Origin of the sequence: Rufibacter ruber, assembly GCF_014138425.1 — a bacterium.
GTDB lineage: Bacteria > Bacteroidota > Bacteroidia > Cytophagales > Hymenobacteraceae > Nibribacter > Nibribacter ruber_C.
This window is the reverse complement of the sequence record NZ_JACJIQ010000003.1, coordinates 1-18439: the sequence shown is the minus strand read 5'-3', so window position 1 is coordinate 18439 and position 18439 is coordinate 1. Positions and strand designations below refer to the sequence as shown.

Sequence of the window (18439 nt, the reverse complement as noted above, 5' to 3'; positions counted from 1 at the left end):
CTGGGGCTGCCCCAATCTCACACTGCACCGTTTTCTGTTTTCGGCCTGTTTTTCTGAAAACAGGCCGAAAACAGAAACGTCCCTCCCCCAGCAGCCAATGCTACCACTTTTATCTGCCAACAGGGGGCAACACCTGGAGTTATGTATGTTTGGCTTTCAAGGTGATCAGGACTACGGCCAAAACCAGCAAGACACCTGCCACTAAGGTTTGATACGTAACAGTTTCATTAGCCAAGGCCCAGCCCAGCAACACCGCAATTACGGGGTTCACGTACGCATAGGTAGAAACCTGCGCCGGCGGGGCCACCCGGGTGAGCCAGCTGTACGCCGTAAAGGCCACCAACGACCCAAAAACCACCAGATAGCCTAGGGCCAACCAGGATTTCAGGTGTACCGCTTCCCAGTGGGTGGTCTGCCATTCGCCAGTGGCAAAACCGGTGAGCAGCAGCAAGCCCCCGCCGCACAGCATTTGCATGCCCGTGGTCAGGATGGCGTTGGCCGGCAAGGCTGCTTTGGAAGAATACAACGAACCATAGGCCCAGGCGCCGGCGGCGAAGAAAATGGCCGCCCCTCCCAGGAGGTCCACGCCGCCGGTGATTTCCCAGGGGCTCACCAACACCAGCATGCCTACTATGCCCAGCGCCAGCCCCAGCAAAACCCCGCCGCTGGGGCGCTGCCCAGATTTGCCTACCCACTGCAGCAATACAACCCACAGCGGCTCAGTGGTAACCAAAAGCGCGGCAATGCCAGAGGCCACCCGCTGCTCTGCCCACACCACGGCGCCATTGCCTATGAGCAGCAACAGGGCCCCTATGATGGCGGTGTTACGCCAATGCAGACGCGTGGGCACCGGCGCCCCCCGCCACCGGGCAAAGGAGAACAAGAGCGCCCCGGCCAGCAGAAACCGCGCCCCCGCCATCAAAAACGGCGGCAGCGTTTCAATGGCGAAGGCAATGGCCAGGTACGTGGAACCCCAAATAACATAAATCGCGGCAAAAGCCGCGATTTTAAGCCAACCGGTGGCACCACAGGAAACAGTTGTAAAAGGCATGTGATTTTATTCAGCGTCAGCGTGCAAAACTAACAGAGGTAATTTGGTTTGGTAGGTCAATTTTTCGGCCAGGCTCATTCTGAACAGGTCTTTGAAGAAAGACCGGCGCTTCTTGAGAATGGCCAACATGTTGCTTTGGGTACTGCTCAGGTATTCTTTCAACCCGGTTTCCTCATCTGGGTGCACCACCTCCTGAAAATGCACGTTCAGGTTGCCTAAATCGGTTCTGATGCGCTCAATAAACGCTTTGGCCCGGTGGGTAGACTCGGCGTCGGCGCTTTTGCTCACGTGCACCACCTCTACCTCGGCCTGAAACACGGCCCCCAGCGCCAATACCTGCCCCAGGGCCTGCGAATCTTCGGGCTGGTAATCTGAGGCATAGACAATGCGGTGTATCTCAGGGAAAGTGGCATTAGAGGGGATGGCCAGTACCGGGCACTTAACCTGGGAGATAACGCTCTCTGTGTTGCTGCCAATCAGGATTTCCTCCAGCGCATTGCCGCCGCCGGTGGTTCCCATCACCACAAAATCAAACCCTTCCTCCTTCACCAGACGCTCTACGGCATCGGCCAGGAAGGCTTCCTGCACTTTAGAATCTATGACAAAATTGGCCCCACCCAGTTGCCCAAACAGGCCTTGCAGGTAAAGGGAAAGAGAGTGCAGCTTGTCACTGGCAATAAGGCGCTGCTCGTCCAGCACCTGGGCCGCCATCATGGCAGACTCAGAGGTATCCATGATAGGGAGGTGCAGCACGTGCAGCAGGGTCAACGAGGCGCCGGTGCGCTGGGCTATGTGGGCCGCATATTCGGCGGCTTTATTAGACGTCTTGGAGAAGTCAACGGGACAGATTATCTTTTTCATAGTTTCAAGGATAGATGGTTGCCCAAGTATACGGCAACGGAACCATATTAAGAAACGTGCATATTCTGTCTGGGTTCTGTTTGGGGAATGGCGGGCTACTTTCTTTTCTTTTCCTGCACAATTTCCTCCAGCCACGCCTCTGCGTCTGCCACGTTATCAAAGATATTCAGGGGGATTTTACTTTCCTGGGCCATATCAATGGCATAATCACTCCCGGACTCGTTGAGCCGGTGAACTTCGGCCACATGAGCCAGACCGGCGTTCAAGGTTTTGCGTTGTGCCTCCAGGTGCAGCCATCTCACCTCAGGCGAATGCTCTTTGGCCTCCCTGATGTCAGATAAAATGGTAAACCCAGGCTGCACCAGCCTTAACGCCAGATCCCAATGCTCCAGGTAGTGAGAAACTTCGGTTTCACCTCCCCAGCCACCACAAATGTTTAATAAAATCCTATTCTTCCCCTCGTCTACCTTTATGGTGTAGTACGGGTTTTGTGCAATTTTTACCATAACAGAAACAGTCTTCTGCAGATGCACTATCCTGTAGGTGGGGGGAACCGTAGAAATGCAAACTATTTTATATTGAATTTATTGCATAAAGTTATGCACCAATTGCACGCACTACAAGACACGCAACCATTATTTTTTTGTACTATTGAGGTTAAACTCCCTTACTTCTGCCCAAGTCCAATACTTTTTGGGCTTTACCTCTCTAAAAACCTCTTCTAAAAAGGCAGAAACCTCCCGTACCATTTGCGCTGGTGTCAAAGATGAAGAATAGACAGGCCGCTCCTGCGGATTGCCGTACCGCTGGGCTTTGCTTAACTCCTGCCCCTGCAGCCTCAACAGAGGCCCGGTGTCTGTGGGACCGTCAGCGGCCCAGCTTCGGCCAGAGGTTTCCAGGGAGTTCAGGTGCCGGGCCAGTGGCCTCAGGTCTGGCCTGGGCAGGGTGGGCCGGCTGGCAATATCTACCCAGGTGGTGTATTTGCACTCCACCTCATACCGCTGGTCTTGATAACACGCCAGTACTATGTCAAACCCAGCGGTACGGCTGAACAGAGCATAATAATGCACCGGCTCAGGGGTCTCCAGCACTACCAGGCCTAAGGCGGGCAAAGCTGTCAGGTTTGTTTCTGGACCGTGCATTTGTGCGTGCCTTTGCATTACCTGCTCAAACTCCGGTTGCCAGAGGGTGCGGTATTCTTGAGGGTGCAATAGCACCTCTGTAAACGCCTGCAGAAAGAACTCAAATTTGGGAATTGACGCCACCACCTCATTCTCCTCCAGCTCATAGGCGCCAAAGGGTGGGTAAAAACGGCTTTTTTCCTCGGCATTGATCCAGCAGACCAACTGAAGGGCCTCCTCAGCATGAGGCGCTGACAGGTTCAGTTCCCTGAAATCTCCAATAATGGCCACCTGCCGCAGCAGCTCTTCATGCTGCCCTGCTAAGACTGGATTCAACAAGGCCCAAACCCCCACCAGGGCATCTATGTCAAAGTGGTTGGCGGTGGCGCGGTGGTATTTTTTTAGTTCCGGCCAGTCCTGCTTAAGGGCCTGGAGCACCATACCGGCGCTGGTATCTTCCCTCAACTCATCAGGGACGGGCGCACCCCGCCAGTGTGACAACACCAGACCGTTAGGGTGAAAACTATCAACCACCACCGCGGGGGTCTTCTTAAGTTCTGGAAAGGGAAGATAGGAATAGGCCATGCGCAAAAATAAGTACGTTTTCTGTTTTCGGCCTGTTTTCCTGAAAATAAGCCAAAAACAGAAACTAAGAATATTGGTCACGAACCCTTACGAAGCAAATGACTGGTATTTCCAACAGAGCTCCCCTTTCTAAAGCTGGTACTATTGAAGGCCTACCGTCTCTCTGAAAATTTTTTCTCAATATCTCACATGCCGTTGAACTCCTTCCCTTTATTCTTGGTTCGCCCTTCAACTCACTCCCTCAGCTATCTATCTAATCATTAATACTTTAGTTTATGGCAGCTAATGTTTACAAAGCCAAAACCCTGACCGCCTTTCAAGTCTGGATGCTGGTGTGGGCGTTCTCCATCTTCTGGAACTCCGCGGCTGTTGCCCAAACGACACCATCTTTCCAAGCCGGCGATTACCGCACCACAACCGCAGGAAACATCAGCCAGACATCTGGCACTGCCCAACTGGAGCAGCTCTCTGTAGACGGAGCATGGCAGCCTGCCGCCTACCCCCTCCCGGTGACCTCCACCCTGTATGCCCCACATGCGTTGCAGATTGCAGGGCCCCTTGAGGTAGCCAACCTGGTGGTAACAGCTGCAGCCCCCGTGACCGTGCTTGCCAATGCCCACCTCCGCACTACCGGCAGATTAACAGTTTCCCCTTCCGCCCGTCTGGTGCTGCAGGGCGAAGTAGACAACCGCGGAACGCTCCAACTCCAGGCAAACAGCACGCTCCTGATCCAGTCACCAGGCTACCAGGCGGCTTCTCCCCTTTGGGCGGGCATTGAAGAAATAGACGCCACTTCTGAGGTTAGAATTGAAAATGCCACCGCCAGCGCCCTCCTGCTCTCTGGCAGCCACCTCACCACGCAACCCCACGGTTTTTGGTTCGGGAAACTGACTATAGCACCCGCCTCTGCTGTAAACTGGCAGTTAACAAACACCAGCGGCTCTATCACGGCCCAGACGGCAACCGCAGTATTACCAACCGGCTCCACCCTTACCCTGGCGGCCGGGATCTCCCTTTCCCTGCAGTTTGGGCAAGGTCTCTCTCTCACCGGCGGCACTTATTTTGTCCAAAACCAGGCTAGTGGAACAGCCAATCTTTCCCTGGCCGGAGACCTCGCTCTGAGCAACGCCAGCCTTACCCTGAACCAAACGGCCAGCTCCGGCGCCACCACGTTGGTAGACCTCAAAGGCCATCTCACCCAGGACGCCGGCTCCACTATCAACAACAGCAGCACGGTTACCACCAGCTCCAGCGCAATCAGCTTTACCGGCACCAGCTGGCAGGAAATTGCCGCCGCGGGGTCTGTTAACCATGTTTCACTGGGGGTGAAGCCTGGGGCGCAGGTACGGCTCAAGCAGCACCTGAGGCTTAATCCTTCCAACTCTGTTTATGCGGGCACGTTGACCGTAGAGAATGGCGGCACCTTAGATTTTGGCACAGACGCGAACGGAAACGGTTATTCAGTTCAGGGCCAGGGTTATTTCAGGTTAGAGCAGGGCGGGACACTGTTGATCACCAGTGCCCAGGGAATCAATGCCACTGGTTTGGCCGGCAACGTGCAGGTTACTGACAGCCGTCGCACCTTTAACCAGCTGGCCACGTTTGTCTATAGCGGCACCGTGCCCCAGCAAACGGGGAATGCCTTTACCACCACGGCCAATGGCAAAATCATCATCATAGACAACCCCACGTCTGTCACTCTTACCCAAAGCACCGGTATTTCCAGCAACACCACCCTTTCCGCCGGTGGCGGAAAATTGGAGATCAGACAAGGGGTGTTGATTGCCACCCCCACGGCAGACATTACCAGCTCCGGTAAATTGGTTATGACGGGCGGCACGTACCGTATTGCCATGACTGGCACCACCGTTCCGCTATTATCCGGGGCTTACGAGCTAACGGGTGGCAGCATTGAGCTGGCGGGGAACGGCGATCAGACACTTAGGGGGAAAACTTACCACCAGCTCATCATCAGTGGCAGCAACACTGCCGGCGTCAATGCCAAAACCATTTCCACCACCACTACCGTCAACCAGAAGCTAACTATTCTGCCCCATGCCCTCTTTGATACTGGAAATAAAACTTTGAAAGGTGACGGCGGTTTGACCATGACAGGCGGTTTGCTGCGCTTAGGCAAAAGCAGCGGCACCTTGCCAGAACTTGCGGGCAGAAATGAGCCTTATCAGCTGACCGGCGGCACCATTGAGTTTTACGGCACCACCAACGGCCAGAGCCAATCGCTCAGGGGAACGTATGGCAGCTCCCAAAAGATCACGTACCATCATGTAACCTTGACCGCCACTGAGGCCAATACGCTCAATGAAAATGGCAACCAGCTGCTCAGCGGCAACCTAGATGTCACAGGTACGCTCACGGTCAAGGCCCCGGCGGTTTTACAGATTGCCAGCAACCGTGCCATTGGAGGGTCAGGCAGTTTTGTGTTGGAGGCCGGCGCAACCTTGCTTTATGGCTCGCCTCAGGGCATAAAACAAACGGGTACCACCACTTCAGACGGAAATATTAGGGTAATTGGCCCCAGAAGTTATTCTACCCAGGCCAGCTACGGGTTTGTGGGGAACTCAGAAATGGTCTCAGGAGACGGCCTTCCGGCAACTGTAGCCAATTTACTTGTGGCTAAAACCGGGTACGGCGTTACGTTGACCAATTCAGTGGCGGTGAGCGGGGTATTTACCATGAAGAGCAGCCTCTTTAAGACTGGAGCCAATGAGCTTGCCATTAACAGCACGGCCCCTGCCGCAATAGAGTTGGCAGATCCTGCCTTTTACATTCTGGGCAACCTGAGACGGGCCATGGGCAGCAGCGGGACGTACAGCTTTCCGGTGGGCACACTTAACGGCAAACGCCAGCTGGATATTCAGACCAATGCCTTGGGCGGAAACGGGTTCCAAAGCCTGCTGGTAAGTTTTCAACCCCTCACCCATCACCAGGACACTGATCTGCAGGTGACAGAAGCCGGCGCCACCTACACGCGCATAGAGCCAGAAGGGGTTTGGGTAGTAGAACCCAATACCCAGCCCACCAGCGGAAGTTACACCGCCTTTGCGTACCTGAACGGGTTTAGCGGCCTCATAGACAATGCCTTTGCTCTGCTGTTACGCCCGCTTACGTCTACCAGTGGCAAAGACTGGAATACCGGCGGCGGCACCTTAGACGCCCCCAACAAAGAAGGCCGAACCTTGGCCAGCGGCTATGCCAAGCGCAACTTTATAAATCAGTTTGGGCAGCTGGCCATAGGCAACCTGGAATCTACCCTGCCTGTTTCCTGGCTGCACGTGAAAGCACAGCGGCAGCAACAGCACGTGCTCCTCACCTGGGCCACCGCCTCTGAGACCAACAATGACCGCTTCGAAATAGAATACTCCCTTGACGGAAGGCAGTTTACCCAAGTAGGGGCTTTGCCTGGGAGCGGCCACTCCACCACTATTCAACGGTACCAGTTCCTGCACCCCAACAAAGACCATCACGTGGGTTATTACCGCATCAAGCAAGTTGACTATGACGGGCAGTTTGAGTTCAGTAAGGTGGTCTCAGCAGAGGCTGGTGCGGCACCCAGCGTTTCCGGGCTCCAGCTTTACCCCAACCCCAGTCAGGAAGTCCTGTACATTTCAGGTGTAGACCTGGCTCCAGACGCAGAGATTGAGATCATAGACCTCAGCGGAAGAACCGTACAGCGCGTGATTCCCGTGTTGGGAGGAACCGTGGCAACCATTCAGGTAAAGCACCTACCGGCCGGCACGTATCTCCTTCAGCTACGGCAGGAGAAGCAGGTTCAACGGCAGCGGTTTGTGAAGCAGTAACCCGTTTATGGGCTGTTTTTCTGAAAACAGGCCCAAAATGAACCAGCCCCCATGAGTTCCAACAACCCATGGGGGCTTTTACTGGCTTCTGCAATGGCTGTGGTAACGTTGAACAGCGACACACTATGCCCCGGCCAGCCTATCAAAATCGCCTACGCCGTCTCTGTTGCTGTCTTTTAAGGGGTGAACCTCCGGGCTGTAGAGCACACTGTTCTTATACCAAAGTTCCTCGTTACAATCATGAGCGGTGTTCTGGGCAAAAGCTGAGGGACCCAGGAGAAATAGGCTGAAAAGGTAACTAACCGTAAAGTCTTTTCAGGGCAAAAAGCTTTTGTATCCTTTCGCATTCACCTTGGAAGAAGGTTGGGCCTACCCGTTAGAACTGAATATATCACTACCAAATCTGCCTCCACTGCCTGCCGTTTTGGGGCTGTTTTTCAGAAAACAGCCCCAAAACGCAAAAAGGGAGCACTGTTAACCAGCGCTCCCTTTTATATCTTAGCAGGGTGTTAAAATCAGTCTCTTACAAAAGTTGCACCTTAATACGCTCTCCCCGCTTTGTTCTCCATGAAGTTCACAAAAGCACGGTTTACCACTTTCATACCGCCTGGAGTGGGGTAATCTCCGGTGAAATACCAGTCGCCTAAGTGGTTGGGGCAGGCTTCATGCAGACCTTCAATGGTCTGGAAAATCACCTGCACCTCCGCTTTCACATCGGCGGCTTTCACTATCTCGGCCACTTTGGCGCTCACTTCCTCAGGGGTGAACTGCTGGTAGAGTTCCTGCACAAAGTTTTGCTCTCTGGCGGTGCCGGAAGCCAGGCCTGCCACACACTTCTGATATACCTCTTCGGCCAGGCCTTCTTTGCCTTTGTCTTTCAGGAGGCCCATCATGGCCCTGAAGGCCACAAACTCCTTCATCTTAGACATGTCAATGCCGTAGCAGTCTGGGTATCTGATCTGGGGGGCGCAGGAAACCACAATGATTTTCTTCGGCTCCAGCCGGTCCAGCATTCTGATAATGCTTTTCTCCAGGGTGGTGCCGCGTACAATGGAGTCATCTATCACCACCACCGTGTCAATGCCTTTTTTCACCACGCCATAGGTGGTGTCATACACGTGGGCCACCAGGTCATCACGGGAGTTGTCATCTGTGATGAAGGTGCGCAGTTTGGCATCTTTGATCACCAGTTTCTCAACCCGGGGCTTAAACGAGTAGATCTTGTCCAGTTTTTCTTCATCAACCCCGGCCTCAGTAATGGCTTTGCGGCGGTAGCTGCGCAGGTAGTCTTCCATCCCGTCCATCATACCCAGGAACGACGTCTCAGCGGTGTTGGGGATATAGGAGAAGACGGTGTTCTCCAGGTCGTATTTCACGGCCTCCAGCACGGTGGGGCACAGCAGTTTCCCCAGCGCCTTCCGCTCGCGGTAGATCTCAGGGTCATTGCCGCGGGAGAAGTAGATGCGTTCAAAGCTGCAGGATTTTTTCTCCAGGGCGGGCAGCACCTCTTTTTCGCTGGCTTCACCGCTTTTGGTCACAATGAGGGCACAGCCGGGAGACACCTCCTTGATCTGGTCATACTCTACCCCGAAGGCGGTTTTGATGGCCGGTTTCTCTGAGGCCACCACTACCACCTCCTCATCTACATAATAATACGCCGGCCTAATGCCAGACGGGTCGCGCACTACAAAGGCGGCGCCGTAGCCCGTGAGTCCGGCCATGGAATACCCCCCGTCAAAGTCTTTGCAGGCCCGGCGCAGCACGCGCTGCAGGTCCAGGTTGTCTTCTATGAGGCGGGTGATCTCCTGGTTGTTGTTGTCTGGCTTGTAGTAGTCAAACAGACGCTGGTTTTCCTCATCCAGAAAGTGGCCAATCTTCTCCAGAACCGTCACCGTATCAATCTTCTGGCGCGGGTGCTGGCCCAGGTCAGTCAGCACGTTGAAGAGCTCGTCAACGTTGGTCATGTTGAAGTTACCGGCCACGGCCAGGCTTCTGTTGCGCCAGTTGTTCTCCCTGATCATGGGGTGGCAGTTGTCTACGCTGTTCTCACCGTGGGTCCCATAACGCAAATGGCCCAGGTACACATCGCCTAAAAACGGCAATTGCTCCCGGAGCCATTCAATGTTTTGAGAATCTTTGGGGTTGCGGCGGCGGCACTTGTTGTACTTGATGCTGATCTTCCCGAAGATGGCGTCAATGGCCTTGGTCTTCACGGAGCGGTAGCGGGCAATGTACTCGGTGCCGGGCTTGGCGTTGATGTTGATGCTGGCAAAACCGGCGCCGTCCTGGCCGCGGTTGTGCTGCTTCTCCATGAGCAGGTACATTTTCTGTACGCCGTAGAGGGCAGTGCCGTATTTTTCAACGTAGTATTCTAAAGGCTTTCTGAGGCGGACCAAAGCTATTCCGCACTCATGCTTTATGGCATCACTCATTCTACAGATGGTTAAGAAGGGGGAAAACACGGGTTCAGTGGTTTCCGCGGCCATTCTGCCCTCAAGGCAGAACGGAGATGCAAAGTAAGCCTAAAAACACGTACCCTTCCAAGGGAAAAACTAATTTATGTGCGGTTTCATTCCCTGTAGGCGAAAGAAAGTCAGCCGTGGCCGGCAAACACCTGCCCCACCGTTTCTGGCTTCTGTTTTTGGCCTGCTTTCCTGAAAGTAACCCAAAAACAGCGCGGTTTCTGGAAAGTGCGCGCGCCTGTTGCCTACCTTTGCCGCCATGAGCCAAAAAGTGAGGGTACACGCGGCGCTGTTTCTGGTGGCGCTGATTTACGGGGCCAACTACAGCATTGCCAAAGAAGTCATGCCGGCCTATGTGCAGCCGTTCGGGCTGATTGTGATCAGGGTGGTGAGTGCGGTGCTGGTGTTTGGGGCCATCTCTGCGTTTGTGGTGAAAGAGAAGATTCAGAGCCGGCAGGACTGGGGGCGGCTGGCGCTCTGCGGCTTGCTGGGGATCACACTGAACCAGCTGTCTTTCTTTGCGGGGCTGAACCTGACCTCGCCTATAAATGCCTCCCTCATCCAGACGGTGTCACCGGTGGTAGTGGTGCTGCTGTCTGCGTATCTGCTCAGGGAACGGCTGCAGGCGTACAGGATGGTGGGCATTCTGCTGGCCGGCCTGGGGGCCATGCTGCTCATCTCAGGCAAGGCGGGCAACACCCAGGGGCACGTGCTGGGTGATTTGCTTATTCTTTTCAATGCCGTCTGCTTTGGCGCTTTTCTGGTGCTGGTGAAGCCCTTGATGCAGCGGTACAATCCCATTACAGTGGTTAGCCGTATATTTCTCATTGGCGCGGTGGGCGTGCTTCCGTTTGGGTGGCAGCAGGTGCTGGAGCCGGCGTATGCCACATTCCCGGCCAGTATCTGGGCGGCCATTGCGTTTGTAGTGATCTGCATGACCATTCTGGCGTACCTGCTCAACGTGTGGGCCATGAAATACGCCAGCCCGGCGCTGGTGGGCGTGTACATTTACCTGCAGCCGGTGTTTGCCATCTTCATTGCGGTGGGGCTGGGCAAAGACGTTTTCACCTGGCAGAAGGCGCTTTACGCCGCCATGATTTTTGGCGGGGTGTATTTGGTGAGTAAGCCCAAAAAGGCGGTGGCGTAAGCGGGAATGGGTACAGATTTTGTTGTTTCGTTTGCACCAAGTTGCCCAAACGGGTGTTCTTGGCTAAACCTGAACTAAGGAGATTATGCTGGAAGAAACGGCACCGTTTGATGCAGATGCGCTGCATCACCTTTTTCTGCAAGTAGAGGCGAAAGACGCCACTTGCATGCTGAACGTGGCGGGGCACCCGCTGCGCATCAGGGAAGTGATTTTCCAGATGGTGGAGAACGGGTGCCGCGTCTGCAAGGTCACCGCCGACCAGTACAACACCTTTATCTATGACAAGGAGGTAACTGAGATTTATGATTACCTCACCACCATTATCAAAGTAAAGACAATGGTGGGGTGATGTCTGTTTTAGGGCTGTTTTTCAGAAAACAGCCCTAAAACAGACATCACCGCGGCCTGTTGACCAGCAGTTTTACCTTTCTCGCCTCCAGTACCATTACAATCTTTGTTTAAACCAGTTTTCCCGCTGTTTACCTTCGTAAACTACAACTTCAACAACTGGTAAAGACCATGAAAGATCTGAAGATAACGTTGATCATGCTGTGTTCTGTTTTCGTGCTGGGCGGGAGCGTGGCAGACGTACAGGCACAGGACACCAAGAAAAAAGAGAAGAAAGGCTGGAGCCGTAAAGCCAAAGGCGCACTGATTGGAGGGGCCGGCGGGGCCGCCGCCGGCGCAGCGGTTGGCGGCGGCAAAGGTGCCGTGGTAGGCGCTGCCGTGGGTACCGTGACCGGAGGCGCCATAGGCCGAAAGAAAGACAAACAGAAGGACCCTAAGCGCTACAAGCAGTACAGCAAAAAAGACAATGACTAATGATTTGCTGCATGAAAAAGAGAAGCCCGTTCCCTTAAAAGGAACGGGCTTCTCTTTTTTTTCTATTAAGGTTTTCTGTTTTGGGGCTGTTTTTTTGGAAACAGCCCCAAAACAGAAAACCTTTTTTAATACTGGCCAGCGCCTTCGCCCTCAGAGGGAACGGAGTTGTTGTCCTGCTTTTCCCTTTCCGGCTTTTGGGAGCGGTTGTTCCCAAACCGGTAGCTGAACCCCAGGTACACAAGCTGGCTCTGCGGTTTATAGCGGCTGGTCTCCTCAAACGTCTTGACTTCCCCCCTATTCCCGAAGCTGTAGGAGTCAAACCGCATGGTGTCAAAGATGTCCTGCACCCGCAGGATAATGTTGCCTTTGCCCTTGAAAACTTCTTTGCGGGCACTCAGGCTGGTGGTGAACATGCCAGAACGCTCCCCCTGCACCATCACCGTAGGCGACCGGTAATACAGAGACAGCTGTACCTCTGTCTTGTACGGCAGCGTGACGTTAGAATTGAGCCTCCCGGTCCAGCTCACCCGGCTGGCGTTGGCCACCCCCCGGCTGCTACTGTTGATGGAGTAGTTAAAACCAGAGGCGTTGGCGTTGAGCCGCAGCCAGGAAGTGGGGTCGGCGCTGGCGGTCAGCTCCACCCCATAAGACTGGCCGTCTGCAAAGTTCTGGTAGGTGGCAAAAGAAACAGACTGGTACACAGGGTCATCACGGGTTTCCCGCAGCTGCTGCACCACATTTGTCATTTTGCGGTAGAAAACTGTTCCGGTCACGGTGGCGTGATCCCAGAACCGCAGGTAGTTCACCTCATAGGAGTCAATAAACTCCGGGTTCAGGTTCGGGTTGCCCTGCCGCTGGTTGTACGGATCAGAGATGTCCAGGAACGGGTTCAGCTGGCGGGTGCCGGGGCGGTCAATGCGGCGGCTGTAGCTGGTCTGCACCTTCTGCTCCTCTGAGAACTCATAGGTCAGGAACAGACTGGGGAACAGGTTGAGGTAATCCTGTTTGTTGCGTTTACGCTGCGTTACCTGGTTGGTGATGATGTTGGTCTGCTCCAGCCGTGCCCCCAGCTGGTAGCTGAACTTCTTGAAGACATTGCCATAGTTCCCGTACAGGGCATGCACCCACTCATCATAGACAAAGTGGTTGGTTCGGCCCAGGCTGTTTTCAAAAAAACCGGTTCTGGCATTGAGGTCAAACGCCCGCACATCTGAGTCTTCGCGCTCAAAGGTGGTGCGGTAGCCGGCTTCCCACTTGCCCTTCTCCCCAATGGGGTTCACATAATCTGCCTGAAGAGAGAACTCCCGCTCCTGCTCCAGCGCATAGTTCTGCTGTACCGTGGCCGGGGTTAACTGGCTGGGGGAGCCATCTGCCTTGTAAAACCGCCAGCCGAATTCTTCATACCCCGGCTCGCGCTCCACGTTGAAGACGGCATCTGCGGTCAGTTCGCGCCCCGCCTCCTGAAACGTTTTGCGGTAACTGAGCGCGTACTCCCAAAGCCGGCGGTCTTCGTTGCCAGCAGAGTTTCTGAGAGAAGTGCTGTCCAGGGACTGCGCCGGGTTCAGATAGCGGTAGAAGCTGGTGCTTTCATTGTCACGGTAGCCGAAGCGGTACAGCACAGACCCTGTCAGGCTCTGGGATTCTGTAAGCTGGTAATCAGCCCCAAACCTGAGGTTATGGTTCCCGAAGGTATAGGTATTGCGGGACTCCTGCGCCTGAAACGGCGGGTTATCTGTATAGTTGGTCCTGAACTGGCGGCCGGTGCCCTTTCTGATGTCATGCCGGAAATCATAGTTAGAGAACAGGTTCAGCTTGCCAAACCGGTAGTTGAGGTTGAGGGAGGTGTTGTAGCGCCCACCCAAACCGGCGTTGGCAGAGGCCATGCCGTTGAGCCCGCGCTGTTTCTCTTTTTTGAGGATAATGTTCAGTACCCCGCCCGTACCGCTGGGGTCATATTTACTGGACGGGTTGGTGATCACCTCTACCCGCTCAATGGTACTGGCCGGGATCTGGTCCAGGCCCAGGCCACTGAGCGCAGAGGGTTTGCCGTCAATCAGGATGGTGATGTTGGAGGTGCCGCGCATACTTACCGTCCCTTCCTGGTCAACCGTCACTGAGGGCACATTCTGCATCACGTCTACCGCCGTGCCGCCTACCGTAGAAAGGTCCTGCCCCACATTGTACACCCGCCGGTCCAGGGCATACTCCACCTGCTCCCGCTGCCCCACTATCTCTACGGCCTGCAGTTGGGTGCTGGCAGCGCGCAGCTGAATCACCCCCAGATTTGCCTTCGGCTTTGCCGAAGTAAGCACAATGTTGGGGACTACCCGGGTGGCATACCCTACAAATGATATCTTCAGGGCATATTTCCCTTCCGCCACCGGCGAAAGGGTGAAGCCCCCGTCTCCCCCTACCAGCGTACTGGCTACAATTGCTGAATCTGGACCTGACAGCAAGGCAGCCGTGGCGTAGCCAATGGGCTGCTTAGAGGCGGCGTCTTGTAATGTACCGGTAATGCTGCCCTGCGCCCGGGCAGATTGGCTGCTAATTTTGAACAGGGAAAGGAGTATGAATAGGAATAAGAACTGTTTCATGCGGGGGAATAAAATGGGAAGCGTATTCAATCTTACTTAGATAAGAACGGGTAAAAGCGGGGTTGTGACATGTGGGCCTCCAGGTTTCTAGCCCCTAAAACCCCTAAACCTCTCCTACTCATACGCTAACGGTAATCATAACAGGTGAAACTGGTTTCTGTTTTGGAGCTGTTTTTCTAAAAACAGGCCAAAAACAGAAAGGCCCGGACAATGGCCGGGCCTTTCATATTCTATGTAAGAACTTACAGGTGGATTACCTCGCCGTAGGCGGCGGCTGCGGCTTCCATCACCGCTTCTGACATGGTGGGGTGCGGGTGCACGGCTTTGATGATCTCATGGCCGGTGGTCTCCAATTTGCGGGCCACCACTACCTCGGCAATCATCTCGGTTACGTTGGCGCCAATCATGTGTGCGCCCAGGAACTCACCGTACTTGGCATCAAAGATGACTTTCACAAAGCCGTCTTTCACGCCGCCGGCGCTGGCCTTGCCAGAGGCAGAGAACGGGAATTTGCCCACTTTGATCTCGCGGCCCATCTCTTTGCACTCTTTCTCTGTGTAGCCCACAGAGGCAATCTCAGGAGAGCAGTAGGTACAGCCCGGTATGTTTTTGTAATCAAGGGGCTCTGGGTGATGCCCGGCAATGGCCTCTACGCAGATGATTCCTTCAGCAGAGGCCACGTGCGCCAGGGCCGGACCTTTCACAATGTCGCCAATGGCGTACACACCCTCTACGTTGGTCTTGTAGAAATCATCAGTGATGACACGGCCACGCTCTACGGCTACGCCCAGTTCCTCCAAGCCCAGGTTCTCAAGGTTGGTCTGGATGCCCACCGCCGACAGCACCACGTCTGCCTCTACGGTTTCTTCGCCTTTGGCGGTTTTGATTTTCACCACGCACCCCGCGCCAGACGTGTCTACTGACAAGACCTCTGAGTTGGTCATGATGTTGATGCCAGCTTTCTTGAACGATTTCTCCAGTTGTTTAGACACCTCCTCATCTTCTACGGGCACAATGTTGGGCAGGTACTCCACAATGGTCACCTCAGTGCCCATGGCGTTGTAGAAGTAGGCAAACTCCACCCCAATGGCTCCGGAACCCACCACTACCATTTTCTTGGGCTGTTGCTCCAGCACCATGGCCTGGCGGTAGCCAATGATTTTCTGCCCGTCAATGGGCAGGTTGGGCAGCTCACGGGAACGCGCGCCGGTGGCCAGAATGATATGTTTGGCTTCGTAGATTTCGGCTTTGCCGTCTTCTGCTGTCACTTCTAACGTGCCTTGGCCTTTTAATTTGCCGTACCCGGCGATATGGTCAATCTTATTTTTGCGGAACAGGAACTGGATGCCTTTGCTCATGCCCTGGGCTACCCCGCGGCTGCGGTTCACCACGGCCCCGAAGTCAGCAGAGGCTTCGCCCACGTTGATGCCGTAGTCTGACGCGTGCTTGATGTACTCAAACACCTGCGCACTTTTCAGCAACGCTTTGGTGGGAATACACCCCCAGTTGAGGCAGATACCGCCCAGTTCGGCTTTCTCTACCACGCCTACTTTCATACCCAATTGCGATGCGCGGATGGCGGCTACGTACCCGCCTGGGCCGCTGCCCACCACTATCAAATCGTATTTTGATGCCATGTGTCTGGATGTAAGGTTTTACTTCAGGCAAAGCTACATCATAAACCCGCTTTTGCCAAGTTTCTACCCAAGAAGCCGTTTTTGGCCTGCTTTGGAAAAAACAGGCCGAAAACGGTACCGGACACTTTATAATGAGTTGCCTATCTCCTATATTCGGTAGTGCTATTACGTTTATCCGCCGGAAACGGGATGTAAACCGTATGTTTAGGTACGGGTATAGGGGTGATAAATGTATTTGTGACGGTTATTTGGTAGTTGGCAAAAATTTAAAACATAATTTGACTTGGGAAGACAAGTAAATTTCTTCTTGAACAAGGAAGACCAGACCTACTTCGATAACTTGCTAGCGACTTGGGAAAACCTTGTGTTTATAAACGATATTTCACTAGATGGAGAAGTCGCAATTATAAGTGACAGCCTACTTCTAAATGAATCTGAAGACCTAAACTTCTATCTTGCTCGCAGAGAAGACCTAAATGACATTCAGCTTAAATTTTTACCAAGCCAGTATTATTGGTATGTGGATTCCCTGCAATCCCCAGTTATCAAGTACAGTAGGTGTTACTTTACCGACACCATGATAAGAAGAGGCAGACTGTGGTTCCAGCCAGGGGCTTACAAAGACTCCGAGTGGATTGATAAGAACCAGGATTTCGTAGAATGGGCCGACACTATCATCAAAAAAATAAGGCGCAAATTAAAGAGATATAAACACCAGAAGGGTGAATACACATATTCAGAGTATGTTGGCGAATCAACCCTAAAATGGGCTCAAGAAAATAATGCTGAGATTCTAAGTGGAGGCAATGAACTTGCTATAGAAAAAGAATAAGAAAAACTTTTGCCAACATTGTGCATATGGCATACTACGGCCGACGGCCTTGCACGCCACATGCACGAGGCCGTTAGCAAACATTAAATAAACGAAAAGAAAAATATCTCTAGTTTTTATGGCTTCCTTCTTCAGCGACAAAAAATCAAGCACTTCACCTCAGAAAGCCTTCAAAGAATCTAACGATACAGCCGTATTTACGACGAAATTTGTATTGGATGACAAAAAGGAGATTACCTATGTTACACATGAATCAGATGACGGAGCTTGGCAATTCTTCAGCGACGATGAATTTATGGATTTTGAGAAAGTAGCAAAAGTTGTCGGACTTGGGGAAATTATAGAAAGGGATAGAACAGTTTTAGAATTAGCTGATATGCCCATCGGACATTATGCATATAGAAAAAATATCTCCGACAAGTGGACTGTCCAAAGACAAGAAGAATAAAAAAGCGTACTTAAAAAGAAAAACGTTTGCTAACAAGGTGTAAACGCCAGCCATCGGCCGACGGCCTTGCCCGTCGCTTACACTAGCCGTTAGGGCAAATTAATAAGAATGAATAAGCGATTATATATTCCTGTATTGGCAGCTTGTGCCTTCATAGTTTCCTGCCAAGGCAATAAAACAGAAGAGGGCAAAGCGGTAGCACCTGTTGAGGTAATCGCCACCCCGTCCCCTATTGCCGACTCCTCTTCTGACCTACAAGCATCCTCACCTGAAATAGAAGATAAGTCAATCACGGTAAAAGAGACGGATACCATCAGCCTCAAGGGTTACATCCTCCACTTCTCACCTTCACAGAAGACGACTTTCCCCTCAATCTTTGATGACTTCAAGGAGAGGCAGCGCGTCTCAAAGGGAATGGACTATTATGACGGAGTTCAGGCGGTGGAGAAGATGCTCCTAGCCAAGTGGGCAGACCTTTGCAGCGTCAAGGACTCCATGCTTGTCCTGAAACTGGACAACGGGAAAACGGTAAGCCTCCCACAGTGGGACAAGGAGAAAGAGATGGGCCACAACCTGGAGCACTTCTTCCCGCGCCAGAACTATTACCTGGTGCATGTCCCGTTCACTGAGGGAAACACCTGGCTGTTGGTAAACAAGAAGAACGGTTTCAAGAAGTATATATGCGGGCTGCCTTACTTCTCACCCGACGGGCAATCCGCCATTACAGCCAGCTATGATTTAGAGGCAGGCTACAACTTCAACGGAATGGAGTACCTGAAGGTGCAGGGGGATTCGCTGGCAGAGGAATGGAGGCTGGAAATCGGGAATAATTGGGGCCCTTCGAACATAAAGTGGTCTGACAATTCTACTGTTCTTGTGAAAAGGAGAACCTTTGAGGAAGAGGTGAACCATGCACCAGGGAAAAACCTAGTATCTAAGCTGGTAGTGACTAAAAAATAACTTGCCCTAACATGAACTCTGTTAAAAGTCAATAAAATCAGGCGGAGAATCTTTTAAAATCCGGCTGATAAGGTACACCTGAATGCACAATGGCAAAAGCC

The 18439-nt window shown here is 53.2% G+C and carries 14 protein-coding genes; 7 read left to right on the top strand and 7 right to left on the bottom strand.

Annotation, left to right across the window (positions count from 1 at the left end):
- Nucleotides 1–139: 139 nt before the first annotated feature.
- The 4 genes from yedA to FHS90_RS04445 form a co-directional block, all read right to left on the bottom strand.
- On the bottom strand, nt 140–1051 hold the full coding sequence (yedA, locus tag FHS90_RS04460) for a drug/metabolite exporter YedA (RefSeq protein ID WP_182512045.1): 912 nt from the start codon (nt 1049–1051) through the stop codon (nt 140–142).
- 6 nt (nt 1052–1057) lie between these two features.
- On the bottom strand, nt 1058–1912 hold the full coding sequence (locus tag FHS90_RS04455) for a universal stress protein (protein ID WP_182512043.1): 855 nt from the start codon (nt 1910–1912) through the stop codon (nt 1058–1060).
- 95 nt (nt 1913–2007) lie between these two features.
- Nucleotides 2008–2418, bottom strand: coding sequence for a hypothetical protein (locus tag FHS90_RS04450; RefSeq protein WP_182512041.1), 411 nt, complete (start codon nt 2416–2418; stop codon nt 2008–2010).
- A 129-nt stretch (nt 2419–2547) separates the two neighbouring features.
- Nucleotides 2548–3618 (bottom strand): DUF6687 family protein, encoded by a 1071-nt coding sequence (locus FHS90_RS04445; protein ID WP_182512039.1) that lies wholly within the window; start codon nt 3616–3618, stop codon nt 2548–2550.
- Between the two features lie 275 nt (nt 3619–3893).
- Between FHS90_RS04445 and FHS90_RS04440 the strand changes: the two genes are divergently transcribed.
- Nucleotides 3894–7436 (top strand): T9SS type A sorting domain-containing protein, encoded by a 3543-nt coding sequence (locus FHS90_RS04440; RefSeq protein ID WP_182512037.1) that lies wholly within the window; start codon nt 3894–3896, stop codon nt 7434–7436.
- A 539-nt stretch (nt 7437–7975) separates the two neighbouring features.
- On the opposite strand, the gene FHS90_RS04435 is transcribed toward FHS90_RS04440, so the two are convergent.
- Nucleotides 7976–9868: an amidophosphoribosyltransferase gene (locus FHS90_RS04435; protein WP_182512035.1), complete on the bottom strand. Its 1893-nt coding sequence runs from the start codon at nt 9866–9868 to the stop codon at nt 7976–7978.
- 289 nt (nt 9869–10157) lie between these two features.
- Between FHS90_RS04435 and FHS90_RS04430 the strand changes: the two genes are divergently transcribed.
- The 3 genes from FHS90_RS04430 (at nt 10158) to FHS90_RS04420 (ending at nt 11867) form a co-directional block, all read left to right on the top strand.
- Nucleotides 10158–11045: a DMT family transporter gene (locus tag FHS90_RS04430; RefSeq protein ID WP_182512033.1), complete on the top strand. Its 888-nt coding sequence runs from the start codon at nt 10158–10160 to the stop codon at nt 11043–11045.
- A gap of 85 nt (nt 11046–11130) precedes the next feature.
- The gene (locus FHS90_RS04425; RefSeq protein WP_182512031.1) at nt 11131–11394 is read left to right on the top strand and encodes a hypothetical protein; all 264 of its coding nucleotides are present in this window, start codon (nt 11131–11133) and stop codon (nt 11392–11394) included.
- Nucleotides 11395–11564: 170 nt separating this feature from the next.
- A complete protein-coding gene (locus tag FHS90_RS04420; RefSeq protein ID WP_066836255.1) occupies nt 11565–11867 on the top strand; it encodes a YMGG-like glycine zipper-containing protein in 303 nt (100 codons plus the stop codon).
- A 125-nt stretch (nt 11868–11992) separates the two neighbouring features.
- Here FHS90_RS04420 and FHS90_RS04415 read toward each other — a convergent pair whose 3' ends face one another.
- Nucleotides 11993–14461, bottom strand: a complete 2469-nt coding sequence (locus FHS90_RS04415) for a TonB-dependent receptor (protein ID WP_182512029.1) — start codon at nt 14459–14461, stop codon at nt 11993–11995.
- A 242-nt stretch (nt 14462–14703) separates the two neighbouring features.
- Nucleotides 14704–16098: a dihydrolipoyl dehydrogenase gene (gene lpdA / locus FHS90_RS04410; protein ID WP_066839762.1), complete on the bottom strand. Its 1395-nt coding sequence runs from the start codon at nt 16096–16098 to the stop codon at nt 14704–14706.
- Between the two features lie 283 nt (nt 16099–16381).
- On the opposite strand from lpdA, the gene FHS90_RS04405 reads away from it, so the two are divergent.
- The 3 genes from FHS90_RS04405 to FHS90_RS04395 all read left to right on the top strand — a co-directional run bounded on the left by FHS90_RS04405 (nt 16382) and on the right by FHS90_RS04395 (nt 18338).
- Nucleotides 16382–16930 carry a hypothetical protein gene (locus tag FHS90_RS04405; RefSeq protein WP_182512027.1) on the top strand — a complete coding sequence of 183 codons (549 nt, stop codon included), beginning with the start codon at nt 16382–16384 and terminating at the stop codon, nt 16928–16930.
- 118 nt (nt 16931–17048) lie between these two features.
- Nucleotides 17049–17378 carry an immunity protein Imm33 domain-containing protein gene (locus FHS90_RS04400; protein ID WP_182512025.1) on the top strand — a complete coding sequence of 110 codons (330 nt, stop codon included), beginning with the start codon at nt 17049–17051 and terminating at the stop codon, nt 17376–17378.
- 108 nt (nt 17379–17486) lie between these two features.
- Nucleotides 17487–18338 (top strand): hypothetical protein, encoded by an 852-nt coding sequence (locus tag FHS90_RS04395; RefSeq protein ID WP_182512023.1) that lies wholly within the window; start codon nt 17487–17489, stop codon nt 18336–18338.
- Nucleotides 18339–18439 lie beyond the last annotated feature (101 nt).

Bases quoted from the DNA above. Each gene is read 5' to 3' on its own strand.
- FHS90_RS04445 (WP_182512039.1), bottom strand. From the start codon at position 3,618: ATGGCCTATTCCTATCTTCCCTTTCCAGAACTTAAGAAGACCCCCGCG.
- FHS90_RS04400 (WP_182512025.1), top strand. From the start codon at position 17,049: ATGGCTTCCTTCTTCAGCGACAAAAAATCAAGCACTTCACCTCAGAAA.
- FHS90_RS04395 (WP_182512023.1), top strand. From the start codon at position 17,487: ATGAATAAGCGATTATATATTCCTGTATTGGCAGCTTGTGCCTTCATA.
- FHS90_RS04425 (WP_182512031.1), top strand. From the start codon at position 11,131: ATGCTGGAAGAAACGGCACCGTTTGATGCAGATGCGCTGCATCACCTT.
- FHS90_RS04455 (WP_182512043.1), bottom strand. From the start codon at position 1,912: ATGAAAAAGATAATCTGTCCCGTTGACTTCTCCAAGACGTCTAATAAA.
- FHS90_RS04435 (WP_182512035.1), bottom strand. From the start codon at position 9,868: ATGAGTGATGCCATAAAGCATGAGTGCGGAATAGCTTTGGTCCGCCTC.
- FHS90_RS04430 (WP_182512033.1), top strand. From the start codon at position 10,158: ATGAGCCAAAAAGTGAGGGTACACGCGGCGCTGTTTCTGGTGGCGCTG.
- FHS90_RS04415 (WP_182512029.1), bottom strand. From the start codon at position 14,461: ATGAAACAGTTCTTATTCCTATTCATACTCCTTTCCCTGTTCAAAATT.
- yedA (WP_182512045.1), bottom strand. From the start codon at position 1,051: ATGCCTTTTACAACTGTTTCCTGTGGTGCCACCGGTTGGCTTAAAATC.
- FHS90_RS04450 (WP_182512041.1), bottom strand. From the start codon at position 2,418: ATGGTAAAAATTGCACAAAACCCGTACTACACCATAAAGGTAGACGAG.
- FHS90_RS04420 (WP_066836255.1), top strand. From the start codon at position 11,565: ATGAAAGATCTGAAGATAACGTTGATCATGCTGTGTTCTGTTTTCGTG.
- FHS90_RS04440 (WP_182512037.1), top strand. From the start codon at position 3,894: ATGGCAGCTAATGTTTACAAAGCCAAAACCCTGACCGCCTTTCAAGTC.
- lpdA (WP_066839762.1), bottom strand. From the start codon at position 16,098: ATGGCATCAAAATACGATTTGATAGTGGTGGGCAGCGGCCCAGGCGGG.